Annotated in this window: 16 protein-coding genes and 1 pseudogene; 6 read left to right on the top strand and 11 right to left on the bottom strand. The window is 71.5% G+C overall.

The window, feature by feature from the left end:
* Nucleotides 1-66 precede the first annotated feature (66 nt).
* Nucleotides 67-1,428, top strand: a complete 1,362-nt coding sequence (locus ACGFYH_RS14510) for a hypothetical protein (protein WP_393803453.1) — start codon at nucleotides 67-69, stop codon at nucleotides 1,426-1,428.
* Nucleotides 1,429-1,443: 15 nt separating this feature from the next.
* On the opposite strand, the gene ACGFYH_RS14505 is transcribed toward ACGFYH_RS14510, so the two are convergent.
* Complete coding sequence (locus ACGFYH_RS14505; RefSeq protein WP_393803452.1) at nucleotides 1,444-2,457, bottom strand: DMT family transporter; 1,014 nt, start codon at nucleotides 2,455-2,457, stop codon at nucleotides 1,444-1,446.
* Between the two features lie 72 nt (nucleotides 2,458-2,529).
* Here ACGFYH_RS14505 and ACGFYH_RS14500 point away from each other — a divergent pair, with 72 nt between their 5' ends.
* Complete coding sequence (locus tag ACGFYH_RS14500) at nucleotides 2,530-3,177, top strand: TetR/AcrR family transcriptional regulator (protein ID WP_393803451.1); 648 nt, start codon at nucleotides 2,530-2,532, stop codon at nucleotides 3,175-3,177.
* Nucleotides 3,178-3,181: 4 nt separating this feature from the next.
* The gene (locus tag ACGFYH_RS14495) at nucleotides 3,182-3,763 is read left to right on the top strand and encodes a cysteine hydrolase family protein (protein WP_393803450.1); all 582 of its coding nucleotides are present in this window, start codon (nucleotides 3,182-3,184) and stop codon (nucleotides 3,761-3,763) included.
* On the opposite strand, the gene ACGFYH_RS14490 is transcribed toward ACGFYH_RS14495, so the two are convergent.
* Entirely contained in the window at nucleotides 3,750-4,307 is a 558-nt protein-coding gene (locus tag ACGFYH_RS14490) for a YceI family protein (protein ID WP_393803449.1), read from the bottom strand. The two genes, ACGFYH_RS14495 and ACGFYH_RS14490, sit on opposite strands and share 14 nt — an antisense overlap.
* Before the next feature lie 93 nt (nucleotides 4,308-4,400).
* Entirely contained in the window at nucleotides 4,401-5,894 is a 1,494-nt protein-coding gene (gene hpnR / locus ACGFYH_RS14485; RefSeq protein WP_393803448.1) for a hopanoid C-3 methylase HpnR, read from the bottom strand.
* A 222-nt stretch (nucleotides 5,895-6,116) separates the two neighbouring features.
* Here hpnR and ACGFYH_RS14480 point away from each other — a divergent pair.
* The 3 genes and pseudogenes from ACGFYH_RS14480 to ACGFYH_RS14470 form a co-directional block, all read left to right on the top strand.
* Nucleotides 6,117-6,758 (top strand): annotated as a pseudogene (locus ACGFYH_RS14480) (polysaccharide lyase beta-sandwich domain-containing protein); the annotation flags it as partial.
* Nucleotides 6,759-6,912: 154 nt separating this feature from the next.
* A complete protein-coding gene (locus ACGFYH_RS14475; protein WP_393803447.1) occupies nucleotides 6,913-8,496 on the top strand; it encodes an acyl-CoA carboxylase subunit beta in 1,584 nt (527 codons plus the stop codon).
* A gap of 17 nt (nucleotides 8,497-8,513) precedes the next feature.
* Nucleotides 8,514-8,711, top strand: coding sequence for an acyl-CoA carboxylase epsilon subunit (locus ACGFYH_RS14470; RefSeq protein ID WP_393803446.1), 198 nt, complete (start codon nucleotides 8,514-8,516; stop codon nucleotides 8,709-8,711).
* 178 nt (nucleotides 8,712-8,889) lie between these two features.
* Here the strand turns inward: ACGFYH_RS14470 and ACGFYH_RS14465 are convergent, their stop codons facing one another.
* The 8 genes from ACGFYH_RS14465 to ACGFYH_RS14430 form a co-directional block, all read right to left on the bottom strand.
* Nucleotides 8,890-9,471 (bottom strand): ATP/GTP-binding protein, encoded by a 582-nt coding sequence (locus ACGFYH_RS14465; RefSeq protein WP_009314218.1) that lies wholly within the window; start codon nucleotides 9,469-9,471, stop codon nucleotides 8,890-8,892.
* Nucleotides 9,452-10,024, bottom strand: coding sequence for a DUF742 domain-containing protein (locus tag ACGFYH_RS14460; protein WP_393803445.1), 573 nt, complete (start codon nucleotides 10,022-10,024; stop codon nucleotides 9,452-9,454). Before ACGFYH_RS14460 ends, ACGFYH_RS14465 begins: the two co-directional genes overlap by 20 nt.
* Before the next feature lie 93 nt (nucleotides 10,025-10,117).
* Complete coding sequence (locus ACGFYH_RS14455) at nucleotides 10,118-10,531, bottom strand: roadblock/LC7 domain-containing protein (RefSeq protein ID WP_030948713.1); 414 nt, start codon at nucleotides 10,529-10,531, stop codon at nucleotides 10,118-10,120.
* 10 nt (nucleotides 10,532-10,541) lie between these two features.
* Nucleotides 10,542-13,859, bottom strand: coding sequence for a nitrate- and nitrite sensing domain-containing protein (locus ACGFYH_RS14450; RefSeq protein ID WP_393803444.1), 3,318 nt, complete (start codon nucleotides 13,857-13,859; stop codon nucleotides 10,542-10,544).
* Nucleotides 13,860-14,261: 402 nt separating this feature from the next.
* A complete protein-coding gene (locus tag ACGFYH_RS14445) occupies nucleotides 14,262-14,837 on the bottom strand; it encodes an ATP/GTP-binding protein (protein WP_383837080.1) in 576 nt (191 codons plus the stop codon).
* On the bottom strand, nucleotides 14,818-15,216 hold the full coding sequence (locus ACGFYH_RS14440) for a DUF742 domain-containing protein (RefSeq protein WP_003973454.1): 399 nt from the start codon (nucleotides 15,214-15,216) through the stop codon (nucleotides 14,818-14,820). The genes ACGFYH_RS14445 and ACGFYH_RS14440 overlap by 20 nt, the downstream gene beginning before the upstream one ends.
* Before the next feature lie 111 nt (nucleotides 15,217-15,327).
* Entirely contained in the window at nucleotides 15,328-15,741 is a 414-nt protein-coding gene (locus tag ACGFYH_RS14435) for a roadblock/LC7 domain-containing protein (protein WP_356655628.1), read from the bottom strand.
* Between the two features lie 9 nt (nucleotides 15,742-15,750).
* On the bottom strand, nucleotides 15,751-19,764 hold the full coding sequence (locus ACGFYH_RS14430; RefSeq protein WP_393803443.1) for a nitrate- and nitrite sensing domain-containing protein: 4,014 nt from the start codon (nucleotides 19,762-19,764) through the stop codon (nucleotides 15,751-15,753).
* Nucleotides 19,765-19,814: the final 50 nt, after the last annotated feature.

Genomic DNA, 19,814 nt, shown 5'->3' with positions numbered 1-19,814 from the left:
CGGCCGCACGGCATTCCCGGACCCTGCTTATGTCTCATTGAGGTGCATTCGGGTACTTTCGAAAGTATGAAGGACCTGCAGGACGCCCGTGTTCGAGTCCTCATACGCCTCCTGGTCGCGCCGGTCGTCGCCGCCCTCGCGGTGCTGATGGCCGGTGCGCCCGGCGCGCAGGCGGCCACCGATGTGTCCGAGATCGGGGCGGCCCTGCGCGAGAGTCCCGTGTACGTGGACCCGGACGCCTCCGGCCTGCTGTCCGAGGCGGACGCGGAGGCGCTCGCCGACAAGATCGAGGACGCGGGCGAACCCGTCTTCGTGACGGTCCTCCCGGCCGGCTACCCGACCGAGGACCTCTTCCGGAACCTGCGCACCGAGACCGGCATCACCGGTCTCTACGGCATCCGCCTCGGCGACCGCTTCGACGCCCGCGCCGACAGCAGTGTGCTGAGCCGCCAGGGCGTCGACAACCTGGTCACCGCCGCCCAGGGCGCGGGCGACCCCAAGGCCCAGCTGAACGACTTCGTCGACGACGCGCTGCGCAGCGTGCGCGGCTCCGCCCCCTCGTCCTGGGACTCCGGCGGCACCTCCGCGCCCACCGGCGCCCTGATCACCGCCGGTGCGGTCGTGGCGGTGGGCGGCGCCGGCGTCTACGCGCTCTCCCGGCGCAACCGGCGGCGCCGCGAGGAGGAGCAGCGGGAGGCGCTGGAACGGCTGCGGGTGGTGGTCGACGAGGACATCACGGCGTTCGGCGAGGAGCTGGACCGCCTGGACTTCCACCCGGCCGAACCGGGTGCCGACGACGCGATGCGGGCGGACTACGAACGCGCCCTCGACGCCTACGAGCAGGCGAAGACGTACATGGCGGACGCCCGCAGACCGGAGGACGTGCGCGCCGTCACCCAGGCGGTGGAGGACGGCCGCTTCTCCCTCGCGCAGCTCGCCGCCCGACGCGAGGGCAGGCCGCTGCCCGAGCGCCGTCCGCCCTGCTTCTTCGACCCGCGCCACGGCCCGTCCGTCGCCGACGCCACCTGGACCCCGCCGGGCGGCGCGACCCGCCAGGTCCCGGTCTGCGCGGCCGACCGGGCCCGGCTGTCCGACGGGCGGGACCCGATGATCCGCGAGGTGGACACCGACCAGGGCCGCCGCCCCTACTGGGACGCGGGTCCGGCCTACGGCCCCTGGGCGGGCGGCTACTTCGGCGGCGGCATCCTGCCCGGTCTGCTGGTCGGCACCATGCTGGGCAGCATGATGGCGGGCCCCGCCTACGGAGCCGGCTACGGCACCGGGTACGGCGACTTCGGCGGCTACGAGGGCGGCGACGTCTCGGGCGGCGACTTCGACCCCGGCGACTTCGGGGGCGGCTTCGGCGGCGGCGACTTCGGCGGTGGCGGCGGGTTCGGCGGTGGAGGGGACTTCGGCGGCGGCTTCTGAGGCGCGCGCCCGGTGTCAGCGCCTGCCCGAGGCGGACGCGGCCGGGCCGCCGCCCGGCGCGGCCGGGCCGCCGCCCGCGGAGGCGACCGGCTGGTCCGACCCGGGCGCAAGGTCCGGGCGGGGCCGTGCGGGCCGTGCGGGCCGTGCCCGGCGCGGGCGGGACGTGCCGTCCCCGCGCCGGACGACGACCACCGCCGCGAGACCGACGGCCAGACCGAGGGCGGTCAGCACACCGAACGGTTCGCCGAACATGAGGGCACCCCACACGGCCGTGACCGGGGCCATGAGGAACATGAGGGTGTTGACCCCGGTGATGCCGGACCGTCGCAGGATCAGCCAGTACAGCCCGTAGCCGCCGAAGGTGGGCAGCACCACCAGCCAGGCGGTCGCCACCCAGAACGAGGAGCCGGCGGGGGGTGTCGCCGCGCCCATCCCCAGGGCCAGGCCGGAGAAGAGCACGGCACTGGTCGCACAGTGGAGCGTCAGAGCCACTCGCGGTGCGACCGGCGCCCGCGTGCGGCCCTCCAGGAACGTGGCCGCCACCAGCGACAGCATGCCGAGGAACGGTACGAGGTACGCCCACCAGGCCACCTCCGCGCCCGCCGCCGCCGCGTCGGCGACCGTCACCGTGGCCACGCCGGACAGCCCGAGCCACAGCCCGAGCCACTGCCTGCGCGAGACGTACTGCCGCAGCAGGGGGCCGGCCAGGGCGCCGGCGAGGAGCGGCTGGACCCCGTCGATCAGGGCGGTGGTGCCGCTGGAGACGCCGAGCTCGATGGCGTAGTAGACGCTGAGCAGGTAGCCGCTCTGCGACAGTGCGCCGATGGCGATCTGCCGCCCGGCGTTCCGGTGCGTCAGGTCCCGCCAGGCTCCCCGGGAGACGGCCGCGACGGCGATCAGGACGACGGCGAGCGGCAGGAACCGCCACATCAGCAGCGTGGGCGTGGCCGCGGACTCCGCACCGAGCTTGGCGCCGATGAATCCGGAGCTCCAGCAGAGTACGAAGGCGGTCGAGAGCAGGGCGTGCATCGCGCCCCCTTGAGTAGGCAGAACGGTTTACTCATTCGAGTGCCCACTATACAGGTCGGTATACTTGTGCGTATGGAGCGAGATGCGGAGTTCGGAGAAGTGGAGTCGGCGCACAAGCCGCACCGGGTCCGGCTGACGCCCGGCGCGCGGCGCGTCCTGGCGGCGGCGGAGCGGCTGTTCTACGAGCGCGGCATCCACGCCGTCGGCGTGGACCTCATCGCCGCGGAGGCCGGGGTGACGAAGAAGACGCTGTACGACCGGTTCGGTTCGAAGGAGCAGATCGTCGTCGAGTACCTGGCGGGCCGGGACGAGCGCTGGCGCGGACTCCTCGCCCGCCGTCTCGAGGCGGCCGCCGGGCAGGGCGCGGCCGGCCGGCTCCTGGCGGTCTTCGAGGCCTCGCGGGAGTGGGCGGGGGAGTACGGGTCGAAGGGGTGCAGCATGATCAACGCGTATGCCGAGATCGACGACCCCGCGCATCCGGCGTACCCGGTCATCGCGGCGCAGAAGGCCTGGATGCTCGACCTGTTCACCCGTCTCGCCCGGGAGATCGACCCGGGCCGGGCGGACCGGCTGGGGCGGACGCTGATGCTGCTCCACGAGGGCGCCCTTGTCACGCACGGCCTGCGGGTCTACCCCGACCCCTTCGGTCAGGCCCTCGACCAGGTGCGGGAGCTGCTGGGAGGCGGGGCGGCGGCCACCCGGGACGTGCCACTAGGGTGAGCCCATGCCGTCACGAAGCGCTCTCCTCGTCATCGACATGCAGAACACCACGGTCGCCATGGCCCACCGGGCGGCCGAGACCGTCACCGCGATCGCCGCTCTGAGCGAGCGGGCCCGGGCCGCCGGGGTGCCGGTGGTGACCGTGCGGCAGCGGGACGAGGGCATGGTGCCCGGGACCGAGGGCTGGCGGGTGGTGCCCGAGCTGACCCCGCGGGAGGGGGAGCCGGTCGTCGACAAGACGACCCCGGACAGCTTTCTGGACACCGGCCTCGACGCGACCCTCGGGGCGCTCGGTGTCACCGAGGTGATCGTGACCGGGTTCGCCACGGAGGTCTGCGTGGACACCACGGCCAGGCAGGCGCTGAGCCGGGGCTACGACCTCGTCGTCGTCGCCGACGGGCACACCACGTCGGCGCGGACCGAGGCGGACGCCGGTGATCTCGTCCCCGCGGACCGTTCGATCGCCCAGTACAACGCGATCTACCGCATGATCGGCTGGCCCGGCCGCCGTATCCGGGTCCGGGCCGCCGCCGACGTGGACTTCGACGCCCCCGAGGAGGGGGCGCGGGGCGTCATGCCTGCTTGATCGCCGAAATGTCGAAGTTCAGCCTGATCTTGTCGGAGACCAGCACGCCGCCCGTCTCCAGGGCCGCGTTCCAGGTGAGCCCCCACTCCGAGCGCTTGATCTCCGCCTTGCCCTCGAAGCCGACGCGCTCGTTGCCGAACGGGTCCTTGGCGGCGCCGCTGAACTCCAGGTCGATGGTGAGCGGCCTGGTGGTGCCGAGGATCGTGAGATCGCCGGTGATGCGGTAGTCCTCGCCGCCCAGGGCCTCCGCCTCGGTGGAGCGGAAGGTCATCGTCGGGAACTCGTCCGTCCTGAAGAAGTCCGAGCTCTTGAGGTGGCCGTCGCGGTCGGCGGACCCGGTGTCGATGCTGTCCATGGTGATGTCGAGGGACGCGGTGGAGCGGGTCGGGTCGGTGCCGTCCAGGTGCAGCGTGCCGCTGAAGTCGAGGAACTTGCCCTTGACGTTGGTGACCATGGCGTGGCGCGCCGTGAAGCCGATCGTCGTGTGGGCGGGGTCGAGGGTGTATTCGCCGGTCAGGGTGGCGAGGTCGGTGGCCGTGGTCATGGCGTCCTCCGGAAAGGGGTCGAGGCGTGATGTTGAATGTTCAACCAGTTCAACGGTCACGACTCTAGACCTATTCCGTACAAGCTTCAACGGTTACGGCCGGCGTGGCGGTGACGCCTGCGGTGCCTGCCGCGTGTGGATGTACAGCTGCCGCCGGTCGCCCACATCGACGGGCTTGGGCAGTGGAAGCTCGTACCGCACGGGCATGCTGTGGTCCGCGAACTGCCGGCGCGGGTTGTAGACCTGGTTGAACTTCCACAGCATCCGGGCGAAGTTCGTCTGCCCGCGCAGCAGGTTGTGGCCGAGGATGCGGGCCGCGCCGAACGCCGTCCGCAGGCCCAGGTGCTTGCGGTTGATCACTGCCTGGGTGCGCACCAGTTCCTCGTAGAACCGGTCCAGCGGCAGCGTGGTCGGCACCACGGCGTGCTGGATGTCGAAGAGGCGGTAGTCGCGGGTGGTGAGGCGGCGCGACTCGGTGTGCCAGATCTCCGTCCCCGGGTACGGCGTCATCACCGTGAAGTGCACGATCTCCGGCACCGACAGCGCGAACTCCCGCACCACCCGGAACTGTTCTTCGTCCCACGCCGGGTCCACGATGAGGTTGATCGCGACCTGGATGCCCATCCGCCGGGCCTCCTCCAGGGCCCGGAAGTTCTCGTCCGGGCTGATCCGCTTGCGGAACAGGTCCAGGCCCTCGGCGTCGATGGCCTCCATGCCCAGGAACATGTAGCGCAGGCCGAGCCCCGCCCACCGCTCGAAGACCTCGGGGTGGCGCAGCAGCACGTCGCTGCGGGTCTCCAGGTAGTACTGCTTGCGGATGCCGCGCCGCTCCACCTCGTCGGCGATGGCGTTGCCGTGCTCGGGCCGGATGAAGGCCACGTCGTCCACGATGAACACGTTGGGCTCGCGGATCCTCGCCAGGTCCTCGGCCGCCGCCTCGGGGGAGGCCTTGCGGTAGCTGCGGCCGTAGAACGTCCAGGCGGAGCAGAACGAGCAGTCCCAGGGGCAGCCCCGGGTGAACTCGATCGAGGCGCACGGGTCCAGCTCGCCGATGAAGTAGCGGCGCCGGTTGCGCATCAGGTCGCGGGCCGGGAGCGGGGAGTCGATGCCGTGCATCATCAGCGGGGCGGGACCGCGTCCGGCGGCGGTGATGATCCCGGGCACGCCGTCCGCCCCGCCGTCGCGCACCGCTTCCAGCAGCGGCCCGATCACCGGTTCCCCCTCGCCCCGGACCACCGCGTCCACCGCCCCGGCCGCCTGCTCCAGCACGTCCTCGGCGACGAAGGAGACGCTGTGCCCGCCGAAGAAGACGTAGCAGCCCGGCACCTCCCGCTTCACCTTCGCCGCCAGGTCGATCGCCTCCGGGATGTTCGCCAGGTAGTTCAGCGAGACGCCGAGCGCCTCGGGCCGGAACGACCGCACCTCGTCGCGCAGGGTCGCCAGGTCCAGCACCTGGAGGTCCACGACCCGCACCTCGTGCCCCGCCTCCCGGGCCGCGCCCGCCACCCGTTCGAGCCCCAGGGGCTCCAGGCGCAGGAAGATCTCGGAGTACATCAGGGCGCTGGGATGCACGAGCAGCAGACGCATGGTCACCTCGTCGCGGATCGGAACGCTCCGGCACGAAGACGAACCGGAGCGGTGGTCGGGCCTCCCCTTCGTAACCCGGCGGAACCGCCCCCGCAGCATCCGTTCCGCCGCCTGGCGGACCCCGGACCGGGGAAAGGCCATGTGCATGACCTCCCTGTGGCCGTACACCCGCCGAACCGGCGCCGGACCCACCCGCCGCGCCGTGCTGCGCGCGCCACCGCGGTCGTGGACAACCGCAGCCTGGGGGAGGGCGGGACCCGGACCTTCGTCCACGGCCGGCACTGGGCCCGTCCGGAGGGCCACGGCGGCCGGATCGTGCCCGAGGGCGAGCGGCGGGCGCTGCGCGAGGACCGCACCGGTGCCTGGTCCGACCTCAACACCACCAGCACGACCGGGCGCCGCACCCGGCGCCGGCAGACCCTCTGGCTGGACCACGGCACCGACCCGGTCGACGCCGGCTATGTCCACGTCCTCATGCCGGGTGCCTCCCGGCGGGCGGTGACGCGCCGCGCCGCCGACCGCCACCGGCTCACCGTCCTCGCCAACGACGACCGGTGCCAGGCGGTCGCCGCCCGCCCGCTCGGACTGACGGCCGCCAACTTCTGGCGGGCCGGCACCGGCCCGCTCACCGCGACGGCCGGGGCGAGTGTGCCGGTCCGGCGCCGGGGCCGTACCGCTACCCTCTCCGTGAGCGAACCGCCGCGCACGGGAGCACCCCTGGAGATCGTCTGGGACCACCCGGTGGGAACGGTCGTGCGGGCCGACGAGACGGTCGGCATCCTCACGACGGGCCGCCGGCTCCGCCTCCGCGTCACCCCGGGGACGGTATGCGCCACCCATGAATGTGAGGTGACTCTCAGCTGACGACTTTGTGCGACCTCTACAAGGCTGAGACCCTCTGAGCAGTCGAAAAGGCTGCATGCGGTGGGGGTTCTGTTCAGTGCTACCAGGAAAACGGGCCGGAGACTGTACGGAGTCGACGGCTCGCAATCCTTGGTTCGCTTCGTAGAGTCGCTACATGACCGTTTTGGATGAGGCGCCGGGTGAGCCGACGGACGCGCGCGGGCGAGTGGCCGAACTGCACGAGATCCGTGCGCAGGCGCTGGCCGGACCGAGCGAGAAGGCGACGGCGGCGCAGCACGCCAAGGGCAAGCTGACGGCACGGGAGCGCATCGAACTGCTCCTGGACGCGGGCTCCTTCCGCGAGGTCGAGCAACTGCGCAGGCACCGGGCGACCGGGTTCGGCCTGGAGGCCAAGAAGCCGTACACCGACGGTGTCATCACCGGCTGGGGCACGGTGGAGGGCCGCACGGTCTTCGTCTACGCCCACGACTTCCGCATCTTCGGCGGCGCGCTGGGCGAGGCCCACGCCACGAAGATCCACAAGATCATGGACATGGCCATCGCGGCCGGTGCCCCGCTGGTCTCCCTGAACGACGGCGCCGGCGCCCGCATCCAGGAGGGCGTCAGCGCCCTCGCCGGGTACGGCGGCATCTTCCAGCGCAACACCAAGGCGTCCGGTGTCATCCCGCAGATCAGCGTGATGCTCGGCCCCTGCGCGGGCGGCGCGGCCTACAGCCCCGCCCTCACCGACTTCGTCTTCATGGTCCGCGACACCTCGCAGATGTTCATCACCGGACCGGACGTGGTCAAGGCCGTCACCGGCGAGGAGATCACGCAGAACGGCCTGGGCGGCGCCGACGTGCACGCCGAGACCAGCGGCGTGTGCCACTTCGCCTACGACGACGAGGAGACCTGCCTCGCCGAGGTGCGCTACCTCCTCTCCCTCCTCCCGCAGAACAACCGGGAGAACCCGCCCCGCCACGAGTCCTCCGACCCGGCCGACCGCCGCTCGGAGGTACTGCTCGACCTCGTCCCGGCGGACGGCAACCGCCCGTACGACATGACCAAGGTCATCGAGGAGATCGTCGACGAGGGCGAGTACCTCGAGGTCCACGAGCGCTGGGCCCGCAACATCATCTGCGCCCTGGCCCGCCTCGACGGGCGGGTCGTCGGCATCGTCGCCAACCAGCCGCAGGCCCTGGCCGGCGTCCTGGACATCGAGGCGTCGGAGAAGGCCGCGCGCTTCGTCCAGATGTGTGACGCCTTCAACATCCCGATCATCACCCTTCTGGACGTACCCGGCTTCCTCCCGGGCGTCGACCAGGAGCACGGCGGCATCATCCGCCACGGCGCCAAGCTGCTCTACGCCTACTGCAACGCGACCGTGCCCAGGATCTCGCTCATCCTGCGCAAGGCGTACGGGGGTGCTTACATCGTCATGGACAGCCAGTCCATCGGCGCCGACCTCACCTACGCCTGGCCGACCAACGAGATCGCCGTCATGGGCGCCGAGGGTGCCGCCAACGTCATCTTCCGCCGTCAGATCGCCGGCGCCGAGGACTCCGAGGCCATGCGGGCCCGCATGGTCAAGGAGTACAAGGCCGAGCTGATGCACCCCTACTACGCGGCCGAGCGCGGCCTGGTCGACGACGTCATCGATCCGGCGGAGACCCGCGAGGTGCTCGTCGGCTCCCTCGCGATGCTCCACACCAAGCACGCCGACCTGCCCTCCCGCAAGCACGGCAACCCGCCGCAGTGATCCGAGGAGCCACCTCCATGTCCACTTCCGACATCCGCGTCGAGAAGGGCCACGCCGAACCCGAGGAAGTCGCCGCCATCACGGCGCTCCTCCTGGCCCGCGCCGCCGCCCGCCCCGCCGAGATCGCCCCGATCCACGGCGGCGGCCGAGTCCGCGCGGGCTGGCGACGCCTGGAGCGCGAGCCCGGGTTCCGGGCCCCGCACAGCTGGCGCTGACCCGACATGCGAGCAGGGCCCCTCCACCAGGAGGGGCCCTGCTCGCATGTCGGGGGCGTGGGGAACCGTGCGCCCCGCCACGACCCACCCGCACCCCGGCGACGAAACAGCCCCCCGCGGCCCGGGGGCCGCAGGGGGCGTCGTGTGACCCGGCGCCGGCGGGGTGCCGCCTGCGCGGTCAGCGCAACCGCGCCATCAGCGCGTGCTCGACGAGTGTGATCAGTGCCGACTTCGCGTCGGCGCGGTGCCGGGCGTCGGTCGTGATGATCGGGGTGTCCGGGCCGATCTGCAGCGCCTCGCGCACCTCGTCCGGGTTGTACGGCTGCTGGCCGTCGAAGCCGTTGAGGGCGATGACGAAGGGCAGGCCGCTGTTCTCGAAGTAGTCGACGGCGGGGAAGCAGTCGGCGAGCCGCCTCGTGTCGACCAGGACGATCGCGCCGATGGCACCGCGCACCAGGTCGTCCCACATGAACCAGAAGCGGTCCTGACCGGGCGTACCGAAGAGGTACAGGATCAGGTCCTGGTCGAGCGTGATGCGTCCGAAGTCCATGGCGACCGTCGTGGTCGTCTTGTCCCCCGTGTGGGTGAGGTCGTCGATGCCCGCCGAAGCGGATGTCATCACGGCCTCGGTGCGCAGCGGGTTGATCTCCGAGACAGCGCCGACGAACGTGGTCTTGCCCACGCCGAAGCCGCCCGCCACCACGATTTTCGCGGAAGTGGTGGAGCGGGAAGGACCGCCGCTAGAGCTTGCGAAGTCCACTGAGCACCCTTTCGAGCAGTGTCACGTCTGGCTGGCCGCCGGCGCTCTCGTCGCCGCCGGGCTGATGGATGGCGACCAGTCCCGCCTCCGCCAAGTCGGCGACGAGGATCCTGGCCACACCGAGAGGGATCGTCAGCAGGGCCGAGACCTCGGCCACCGACTTGATCTCCCGGCAGAGGTTGCAGATCCGCTGATGCTCGGGCAGCTGGCCCTGCATCTGATGCGGCTGCGCGGTGGTGTGCACCAGTGCCTCGATGGCGAGCTGGTAGCGGGGCCTGGTGCGGCCGCCCGTCATGGCGTACGGGCGCACCAGGGGATTGTTCGACGCCCCGGCGGGCGCCGGCTCGGGGGTGCGGCGCTGCGGCTGCACGGGCTGGATGCGCGGAGCATGCGGCTGGTCGTACGGCGCAGGGCCCGGGCCCTGCGGCGCGTACGGCTGCCGGTGACCCGGCACGGAGGGATAGCCGTACCCGTTCGCCGAGCCGTCGCCTTGGCCCTGACCAGGGCCGTACGACCAGTTGCCCGATGACGGACCGCCTGGGGATGTTCCCACTCTTTCCTCCTCCGACTGTGCTGGCACCCATCGCTGTGGAGCCGCGTCCCGAAACTTTACGGCCACGGGACGCCAAAACGCACCGTCTGTCCTTTAGTTGAGAAGGCTCCCTTGGAGCTCCGCCCGCAGATCGGGGGTCAGAACCGTGCCCGCACGGTCCACCAGAAGGGCCATCTCGTACCCAATGAGACCGATGTCCGCCTCGGGGTGTGCGAGAACCGCGAGGGACGAGCCGTCGGAGATGGACATGAGGAAGAGGAATCCCCGCTCCATCTCCACAACCGTCTGGTTCACGCTGCCGCCCTCGAAGATGCGCGAGGCACCGGCGGTCAGCGAGGTCAGACCGGAGGCGACGGCCGCGAGCTGATCGGCTCGGTCGCGAGGGAACCCTTCGGACATCGCCAGAAGGAGTCCGTCGGCGGAGACCACCACCGTGTGGGACACCCCCGGGGTGTTGTCCACGAAGTTGGTGATCAACCAGTTCAGGTTCTGCGCCGCCTGGCTCATCGGGCTCACACTAACGCTCCTGGTTGTAGGTGCTGTCAGGACCACGGTGTTCATTTCCTGGGCCCTGGCCGTTCGTTTCACTGCCCGCGTTGCGGCCTCGCTCGACACCGCGCCGCAGGTTGCTCAGCCTGCCCCGGACGTCCTCCGGAGCGCGGGAGACCTGGGGGCCTCCCTGTGGAGTGGTTTCGGCCGCGCCCTCGACCAGGTTGGCCTTGGGAACCCGCCGCGGCAGTCCCGAGGAGGTCACCCCGCCCGCCTTGGGCTTGCGCAGCGCCGAGGCCTGCTGCCAGCGGTCGTCGTTGGCCGACCGCCAGGTGTCCTCGCCGCTCGCCCCCGGTGCGGCGGCCGGCGTCTCCTGGCCCACGTGCCCCGCGTCGCCCGCGTCGCCCGCATCGCCCGCGGTGGGTCCGCGGCGGGGAAGACCGGCGTCGGTCAGCTCGTGGGCGGCGGAGGAGGCCGGACCCGGAAGGTCGAAGCCTACGCGGTCCGCCTCGTTCACGTCAGCGGCCTGCGCGGATCGCGCCTGAGGGGCACTCGCGGAGTACTGGTCCGGATAACCGTTCTGGTATCCGTCCTGCTGGGGCCAGTCGTCCTGGTGGCGGCGCTGTTCGAAGGCCGAGTAGTTCTCCGGGGCGCCGGAGCCCGCCGGCTGCTGCCCGTGGTGACCCGGCTGCGGGTAGGAGGGGTCCGGATAACCGCCGTTGGACGAGTAGCCCTCGTTCCCCGGCAGGCCGCCGTTCGGCGCGTAGTACTGCCCGTCGTACGACGCCTGCTGCGGCTCCTGGTAGGCCTGCTGCTGTTCGGCGTACCCCTGCTGCTGTTCGGCGTACCCCGGCTGTTGGTCGTACCCGCCGTTCTGCTGCTCCTGGTAACCGTCCGGGGCGGGGTCGTAGCCCTGCTGCTGACCGGTGAACTGGTCCTGGAACCCGGGCGTCCCGCCGCTCTCGGCGCCGCCCTGGTCCGCCGGACCCGGCAGCTCGGGGTGCGACTGGGCCTCCACGGCGGCACGGCGTTCCTCGCGCATCAGCGAGCGGCCGACCGGGTCAAGCTCGCGTATGTCGTCGGGGATCTCGGCGTACCGGCTGTCGTCGAAGCCCAGCTCGGCGGCGGTGCGCATGGGCTGGCCGACCTGACCGACCGGTCCGAGGCCCTCACCCTGGAAGTTCTGCTCCGGGATGATCTGCGAGACGGTGAACTCGTCGCGCGGCTGCTGCTCGCCGCCGCCGCCGTGGGTGATGGCGTCCGGGAGCATGACCAGCGAGGTGGTGCCCGCCTGTTCGCCGGAGGGGCGCAGCTGGACCCGGATGCCGTGCCGGTCGGACAGCCGGCCGACCACGAACAGGCCCATGCGCTGCGAGATCGCGGCGTCCACGGTCGGGGGGTTGGCCAGCTTGTGGTTGATGTCGGCGAAGTCCTCCGCGGTCAGGCCGATGCCCTTGTCGTGGATCTCGACCATCACGCGGCCGTCGGGCAGCCGGGTCGCGGTGACGCGGACCTTGGTCTGCGGGGAGGAGAACGTGGTGGCGTTCTCCAGGAGCTCGGCGAGCAGGTGCACGAGGTCGGTCACGGCACGGCCGTGGATCTCGGCCTCCGGCACGCCGGACAGCTCGATGCGCTCGTACTGCTCCACCTCGGAGGAGGCGGCACGCAGCACGTCGACCAGCGGCACCGGCTGGTCCCAGCGGCGGCCGGGCTCCTCGCCGGCGAGAACCAGCAGGTTCTCGCCGTTGCGGCGCATACGGGTGGCCAGGTGGTCCAGCCGGAAGAGGCTCTCCAGCTGGTCGGGGTCGGCCTCGTTGTTCTCCAGTTCGGTGATCAGGCTCAGCTGGCCCTCGATCAGCGACTGGTTGCGGCGCGACAGGTTGGTGAAGATCGCGTTGATGTTGCCCCGCAGCAGGGCCTGCTCGGCGGCGAGCCGGACGGCCTCGCGGTGCACCTGGTCGAAGGCGCGGGCGACTTCGCCGATCTCGTCGGTCGAGGTGATCGGGATCGGCTGGACCCGGGTGTCGACCCGGCCGGGGTCGGTGCGGGAGAGCTGGTCGACCAGCATCGGCAGGCGCTGCTCGGCGATGCCGAAGGCGGCGTTGCGCAGCTGGCGCATCGAGCGGCTCATCTGGCGGGCCACCATGCCGGCCAGGACGAAGGCGGCGAGCAGCGCGATCACGACCGCGGCACCCGTGATGTAGGCGTCGCGCTCGGCGTCGTCGGCGATCGTGGACGCCTCGGACACCGCCCGGTCGGCCAGGTCCGACTCGATCGTCTGGTACGTGTCGAACTTGAGGGTGTTGACCGCCCACCAGTTCTCCGGCGTGATGCCCTGCTGGGCCAGCTCCGCACGCGCGCTGGTGTCCGTGGAGTCGAGTCCGGCCAGCTCCGAGATCATCGTGGTCGGGTTGGACGGCGGCGGCACGTAGTCCGGGTCCGCGGCCTTGGCCTCCTTGGCCATGGCCGCGCCGTCCTCCTTGACCTTCGCCAGGGCGTCGTCGAGCTTCCGCGCGTCCGCCTCGGTGCCGCCGCCGATGTACTCCTCGATCGCGATGCGCTCCAGATAGGCGTACGAGGAGAGCGCGACGCGCTGGCTGGCGAGGTGGCTGGGCTCAGGACCCGGCTTGACCAGCATGTGCATGCCGATGGAGCGCTCCAGGGAGAGCGCCGCCTTGGTCAGCGAGATCGCGTAGACGGTACGGCCGTAGGAGGTGATGTTGCCGGTGCCCAGACCGAGCTCGTTGGCGAACTCCATCAGGGGGTGGGCGATGCCGGTGTAGCCCTCCTCGGTCTCCACGCCCTTGAGCTTGGAGGTGTAGGCCGCCGCCCGCAGCGTCTGGAGCTTGGGCTCCTGCTCGCGGAACACCTTCAGCCGGCGCTCGAGCCCTGGCTTGGAGGGCATGCCCTGGGCCGCCGCGTCGAAGGCGTCGGCCGCCTCGTCGGTGGTCCGGCGGGCCTTGGTGACGGTGGCGTCCTTCTCGCCCTTGCCCTGCAGCAGCGGGGCCGCGGTGAGGTCGCGCTCGTTGTAGAGGGCGCCCGCGTAGCCGAGGGAGGCCCGCACCAGACGGGCGGTGCTCTCGGCGTCCTCGGCGTCCTGCCAGGTGTCGATCGAGCTCTTCACCTGGAAGCCGCCCATGACCAGGCCGACCAGCACGGGAATGAGCAGGATCGCGTTCAGCCGGGTGGTCACCCGCCAGTTGCGCGGTGAGAAACGGCCACCGCTCGGCGCGGGCGGCTCGGCCTTGGGTTCCGCAGCGGGCGCGGGGGCGGGCGCCGCTGTGCGCGGCGGCGGGGTGAAGTTGCCCCGGGCCGATGGCTCGGGACTGTTCTTGCTTCGCCTCACTCGACCAACAACCTCTCGGCGGTCGGCACCTGTGTCGTGCCGCTGTGTTTCAGAACCAAGTACGTCATCGAGTACGCGCTACTGCTGAGTACGTCTTTGACCATTGGGCAGTTCTGGCATTCCAGCACGGCGACCAGCGCTCTTCCAAACAGTGGAACGCGGGGGTTACATGTGATGTAAGCCCCGCGTAAAACGGTCATAAAGAGCGAGGCCCGTCAAAAGACGGGGCGTTCGTGCGCGCAGCGAGACCGGTTGACCGCGACGCGTGTCGATACCACCCGATTCCTCTGCCGAAACGTTATGAACAGCGGAGCCGACCGTGTCAAAGGACACAGCCGGCTCCGTCCCGTCTACGACAAGTGCCGTAGTACCTCGCCGACTTGGTTGCGACCGCCGGTGGACCTACCGAAGGCGGGCCATCAGCGCGTGCTCGACCAGGGTGATCAGCGCCGACTTCGCGTCGGCGCGGTGCCGGGCGTCGGTCGTGATGATCGGGGTGTCCGGGCCGATCTGCAGCGCCTCGCGCACCTCGTCCGGGTTGTACGGCTGCTGGCCGTCGAAGCCGTTGAGCGCCACGACGAACGGCAGACCGCTGTTCTCGAAGTAGTCGACGGCCGGGAAGCAGTCGGCCAGCCGGCGGGTGTCGCACAGCACGACCGCGCCGATGGCACCGCGCACCAGGTCGTCCCACATGAACCAGAACCGGTCCTGGCCCGGCGTACCGAAGAGGTACAGGATCAGGTCCTGGTCGAGCGTGATGCGTCCGAAGTCCATGGCGACCGTCGTGGTCGTCTTGCCACCCGCGTGGGTGAGGTCGTCGATCCCGGCGCTGGCCGAGGTCATCACGGCCTCGGTGCGCAGGGGGTTGATCTCGGAGACGGCGCCCACGAACGTGGTCTTGCCGACGCCGAAGCCGCCGGCCACCACGATCTTCGCGGAGGTGGTCGCCCGCCCTCCGTCAGAGCTTTCGAAGTCCACTGAGCACCCTTTCGAGCAGTGTCACGTCAGGCGCACCGCCGTTGTTCTCATCTCCGCCAGGCTGGTGAATGGCGACGAGCCCTGCCTCCGCGAGGTCCGCGACCAGGATCCGCGCCACGCCGAGCGGCATCGCGAGCAGGGCCGACACCTCGGCCACCGATTTCACCTCGCGGCACAGATGGCAGATGCGCTGGTGCTCGGGGAGGAGCCCCATGAGCGCTGCCGGGTCGGCCGTCGTACTGATCAGCGCCTCGATGGCGAGCTGATAGCGCGGCCTGGTCCGGCCACCGGTCATCGCGTACGGGCGTACCAGCGGCTGGTCGCCCTCGTCCTCGTACGGCTCCGCGTACGGATCATGAGAGGCGGTGGGCGGGGTCATGAATCCTCCGGGCGGGACAGCAAGTCGGTCAGTCAAGCCGTCTGACGAGGCCGGTGGGGGGATTGTGGCGGCCGGACGGTGATTTGGTAACACGGGTGGTGCCGGGGCCGATCAGTGGAGCAGACTGCCTTGTAGTTCGGCGCGCAGGTCGGGTGTGAGGACCGCACCCGCGCGGTCGACCAGGAGCGCCATCTCGTAGCCGACGAGGCCGATGTCGCAGTCCGGGTGCGCGAGGACGGCCAGGGACGAGCCGTCCGAGACGGACATGAGGAAGAGGAACCCTCGCTCCATCTCCACGACCGTCTGCGCCACCTCGCCGCCCTCGAAGATCCGGGACGCCCCGGCGGTCAGCGAGGTCAGCCCCGAGGCGACGGCCGCGAGCTGGTCGGCGCGGTCGCGAGGGAACCCTTCGGACATCGCCAGAAGGAGTCCGTCGGCGGACACGACGACGGTGTGGGACACCCCTGGGGTGTTGTCCACGAAATTCGTGATCAACCAGTTGAGGTTCTGTGCCGCCTGGCTCATCGGGCTCAACTAACGCTCCTGCTGGTGAGTGGGCCGCGGATAGCTGCCGGTCTGGTTGGTACCGGTACCGGTACCGGCCTGACGGCCCTGTGCGATTCCCCGACGGAGATTGGTCAGCCGGCCGCGCACGTCGTCGGGCGCACGCGAAACCTGCGGACCGTTCTGGTGCGACTGCTGCTGAGCCGTCCCCGGGACCAGGTTGGCCCGGGGTACCCGGCGCGGAAGGCCGGAGGTGGTGACCCCGCCCGCGGCCGGTTGCCGGACGCGCTCCGCCTGCCGGACGAGATCGTCGTTCGGTGAGCTGCGCCAGGCGGAGGTGGCGGGCCGCTGGGGGGCCGCCGGGGTCTGGGGCTGGGGTGCCTGCGGCTCCGGGGCCGCGGCCGGCGCGCTCTGCTGCGCCCTCGCCTCGCGGTCGCCGTGGAACCAGTTGGTCTCCAGCGTGTCGTACAGCGGCGTACGTCCGTCGCCGGGGCCGGAAGCCGGGGGCAGTGCCCAGCCGTCTCCGGGCCGCTGCGGGAGAGACCCGTCGGCACTGTGGCCCGCGGGTCCCTGCGGCGGCGCCGGACGCTGCGGGGCGGGACGCTGCGGGGCGGGACGCTGCGGGGCCGGCGGGCGCGGGGCACCGAAGTCGTTCCCGCCCTGGTGGCCGTTGCCCTGCGGACGCTCGTACTGGCCTGTGGCAGCCGGGTTCTGACGGCCCGGCAGGTTGTGCTGCCCGGTCGGGCCGCTGTCGTAGCCCTGGGCGTCGGCGAACCCGTCGGCCGGGGCAGGGTCGTTCGGCGCCGCCTGCACGGGCTGACCGCCGAAGACGTCCGAGCGGACGAAGGGCCCGCCGCCCTGCTGCGGGGCGGCCGGCTCGGAGCCCGCGTACTGGTCGTTCTGCGCGGCGTCCGGTCCACCCTGGCCCCGGTCGTACTGGTTCTGGCCGTACTGCCCCTGCCCGTACTGGTTCTGGTCGAACTGGCCCTGCCCGTACTGGCTCTGGTCGTACTGGTTCTGGTCGTACTGGTTCTGGTCGGGCCGGGCGAACTGGCCCGTGTCCTGTGGTTCGTCCCGACGAGGCGCCGGGGCGTCGAAGTCGGGGCGGGCGAACTCGGCCGTGGCGGCGGGGGACTGGGGCTCGCCGAACCGGGGCACGGCCGGCATCTCCGCCGTGGAACCCGGACCCTGCCGGTCGTCGAGGCGCGGCGTCCGGTCGGCGCGGGAGCCGTCCGGCTCGTCGTGGCCGCGCGGGGCGTCCAGCGAGGCACGCGGCGCGGGCGGCTGCGCGTTCTCGTCGCTCCAGCTGGGCATCCGCGGCTGCGGATTGCCGCCGGGCAGCTCGGCCCGCGGGCCGCCGCGCGGCGGCAGCTGCGGACGGCGGCCCTGCTCGGTGTCGCCGCTGTTCCCCCGCTTGCCGCGCTGCGGGGGCGCTGCGGGGGCGCGCGTACCGCCGAACATGTCCTGGCCCCGCCCCTGCGAGGCGTTGCCCTGCGGCGCGTTGCCCTGCGGCGCGTTCATGCCCGCGGCCTGCAGGCCCTGCGGAGTACCGGACGCCTGACCGGCACCGGCACCGGCACCCGCGCCGGCCGGAGCCGGACGGTTCTGCCGGCCCGGACCCGCCGGGGACTGGGGCCCGCGCGGGCCACCCGGCGCACCCGGGTTACCGCCCGCGTCGCGCCCGGGCAGTGCGGCCCGCGGTCCCTGGCCGGCACTGAGCCGGCCACCCGGCGCACCGGCGCCGAGAGCGCCGCCACCGCCGCCGAAGGCCCCGTTGCCCGCGAGGGCACCGCCGCCCTGGCCGCCACGGCGGGCCGCGGCGACACCGGCGGCCGCCTGCGCGGCGGCCGGACCGCCGCCGGAGGCCGACTGGCCCGGCTTGGGCTGCGGCTTGCGGCCGCCCTGGGCGACGTCGACGGGCAGCATGACCAGCGCGGTCGTGCCCCCGGAGTCGGACGGACGCAGCTGGATGCGGATGCCGTGGCGCTGCGAGAGGCGGCCGACCACGAACAGACCCATGCGGCGGGAGACGGAGACGTCCACGGTGGGCGGTGAGGCGAGCCGCTCGTTGATCGCGGCCAGGTCCTCCGGCGAGAGGCCGATGCCCGTGTCGTGGATCTCGATCAGTACCCGGCCGTCGGGCAGCGCGTGACCGGTGACCTTGACCTTGGTCTGCGGCGAGGAGAACGAGGTCGCGTTCTCCAGCAGCTCGGCGAGCAGGTGCACGAGGTCGTTGACCACACGGCCGGCGACCTCGGTGGTCGGCACCGAGGCCAGCTCGATGCGCTCGTACTGCTCCACCTCGGAGGCGGCGGCACGGAGCACGTCGACCAGCGGTACCGGACGCGTCCAGCGGCGGCCGGGCTCCTCACCGGCGAGGACGAGGAGATTCTCACCGTTGCGGCGCATGCGCGTGGCGAGGTGGTCGAGCTTGAACAGCGAGGACAGCTGGTCCGGGTCGGCCTCGCGGGACTCCAGTTCGGAGATCAGCGACAGCTGGCGCTGGATCAGACCCTGGGAGCGGCGCGAGAGGTTGGTGAACATCGCGTTGACGTTGCCCCGCAGCAGGGCCTGCTCGGCGGCGAGCCGGACCGCCTCGCGGTGCACGTGGTCGAAGGCCGCGGCCACCTTGCCGATCTCGTCCCGGGAGTGCACACCGACCGACTCCACCGAGGTGTCGACGTCCTGCGGGTCGGTCTCGGAGAGCTGCTTGACCAGCTCCGGCAGACGGTCCTGGGCGACCTTGGTCGCGGTGTCCTCCAGGCGGCGCAGCGAGCGGATCATGGACCGGGCCACGACGAAGGCGCCGACCAGGGAGACGCCGAGCACGAGCAGGATCAGGACACCCGAGATGATGGCCTCTTGCTGGGACTCGTTGCGCAGCTCGCGGGCCTGCTGCTCCATGTCCTCCAGCAGCTTCAGCTCGATGTTCTTCATCTGCTGGATCTTGGTGGAGCTGTCGTCCAGCCAGTCCTGGTAGGACCGGGACTTCAGGTCCCCCAGACCGTTGACCCCGCTGAGGGCGCGGCCGGCGTACTGGTCGGACGCCTCGATCACCGGGTTGCCCTCGGAGATCGGCTTGAGCAGGTCCTCCGCGCCGTCGCCGTAGATGCTGGTGAAGCTGCGGATCTCGGACGTCTGGCTCTGCAGCGCGGACTGGGCGTACAGCCGGTCGTTCTCGGCGAGATCGCCCTTGGTGGTGTTGTTCGCGGGCAGTGCCGCGGCGAGGACCGCACGCTGGATGGACGCGTACTCCTTGGCCGAGGAGAAGGCCGACAGGGCGCGCGTGCGCTGGATCATGTCGGAGTTGCTGGTCGCCTCCGCCATGTCCTGCGAGAGGTCGAGCAGGTGGGTGATCAGGCGGTGGTAGGCCTCGACCGTCTGGGTCGAGTTGTCCTTCGCCTGGTACGCCGTGCTGCGGATCTTGGTCAGGTCGTTCAGGTCGCTCGCGAGGCCGACGAGGCTGTCCCGGACGCCGACGAGCTGGCCGTCCTTGCTCGCCGTGTCGATCTGCTCGGACTTGTCGAGGAAGTTCTTCAGGGCCCGGTCGGTCTGCTCGCGGTCACCCTTGACGGCGATCGCGCTGGACTTCGAACCGTGGGCCAGGGGGCCGGCGGACTGGTCGCGCTCCTCCTGGAGCGCGTGAGCCAGTTCAGTGGCCTGCTTGGTCATCTCGGTCAGCAGCTTCATGTTGTCGAGCTGCTGGATGTCGTCGACCGACTGGTTGATGCGCAAGGCACCCAGCGAGGTCGCCGCGACCACCGGGAGCGCGAGCAGTGACACCAGACGGGTGGAGATCCGCCAGTTGCGCAGCGCTATGCGCGGGCCGGGGCCGGTCGAGCCCTTCGTCGGCTTCGCGGGCGGCTGCTGGCCGGCAGCGGACGGGCCCGTCGCCCGACCGGCGCGCTCCTTGCCGTCGCCGGACTGGGTCTGGCCCGGGTTCTGGGCGTGCTGGGGCGAGGAGCTGACGGCCTTGGGGCCAGTCCCGCCGTGCGGCTCCGGCTCCGCCGAAGCGCTGCCATCCCTCTTGAAACGTCCCTGCACTAGCGTCGCAACCTCTGGACCAGGCGCCCCTCCGCGTGAACGGCGGGACA

The organism is Streptomyces sp. NPDC048392, assembly GCF_043200575.1.
Classification (GTDB): Bacteria; Actinomycetota; Actinomycetes; order Streptomycetales; family Streptomycetaceae; genus Streptomyces.
This window is presented reverse-complemented; position numbering and strand designations above follow the sequence as displayed.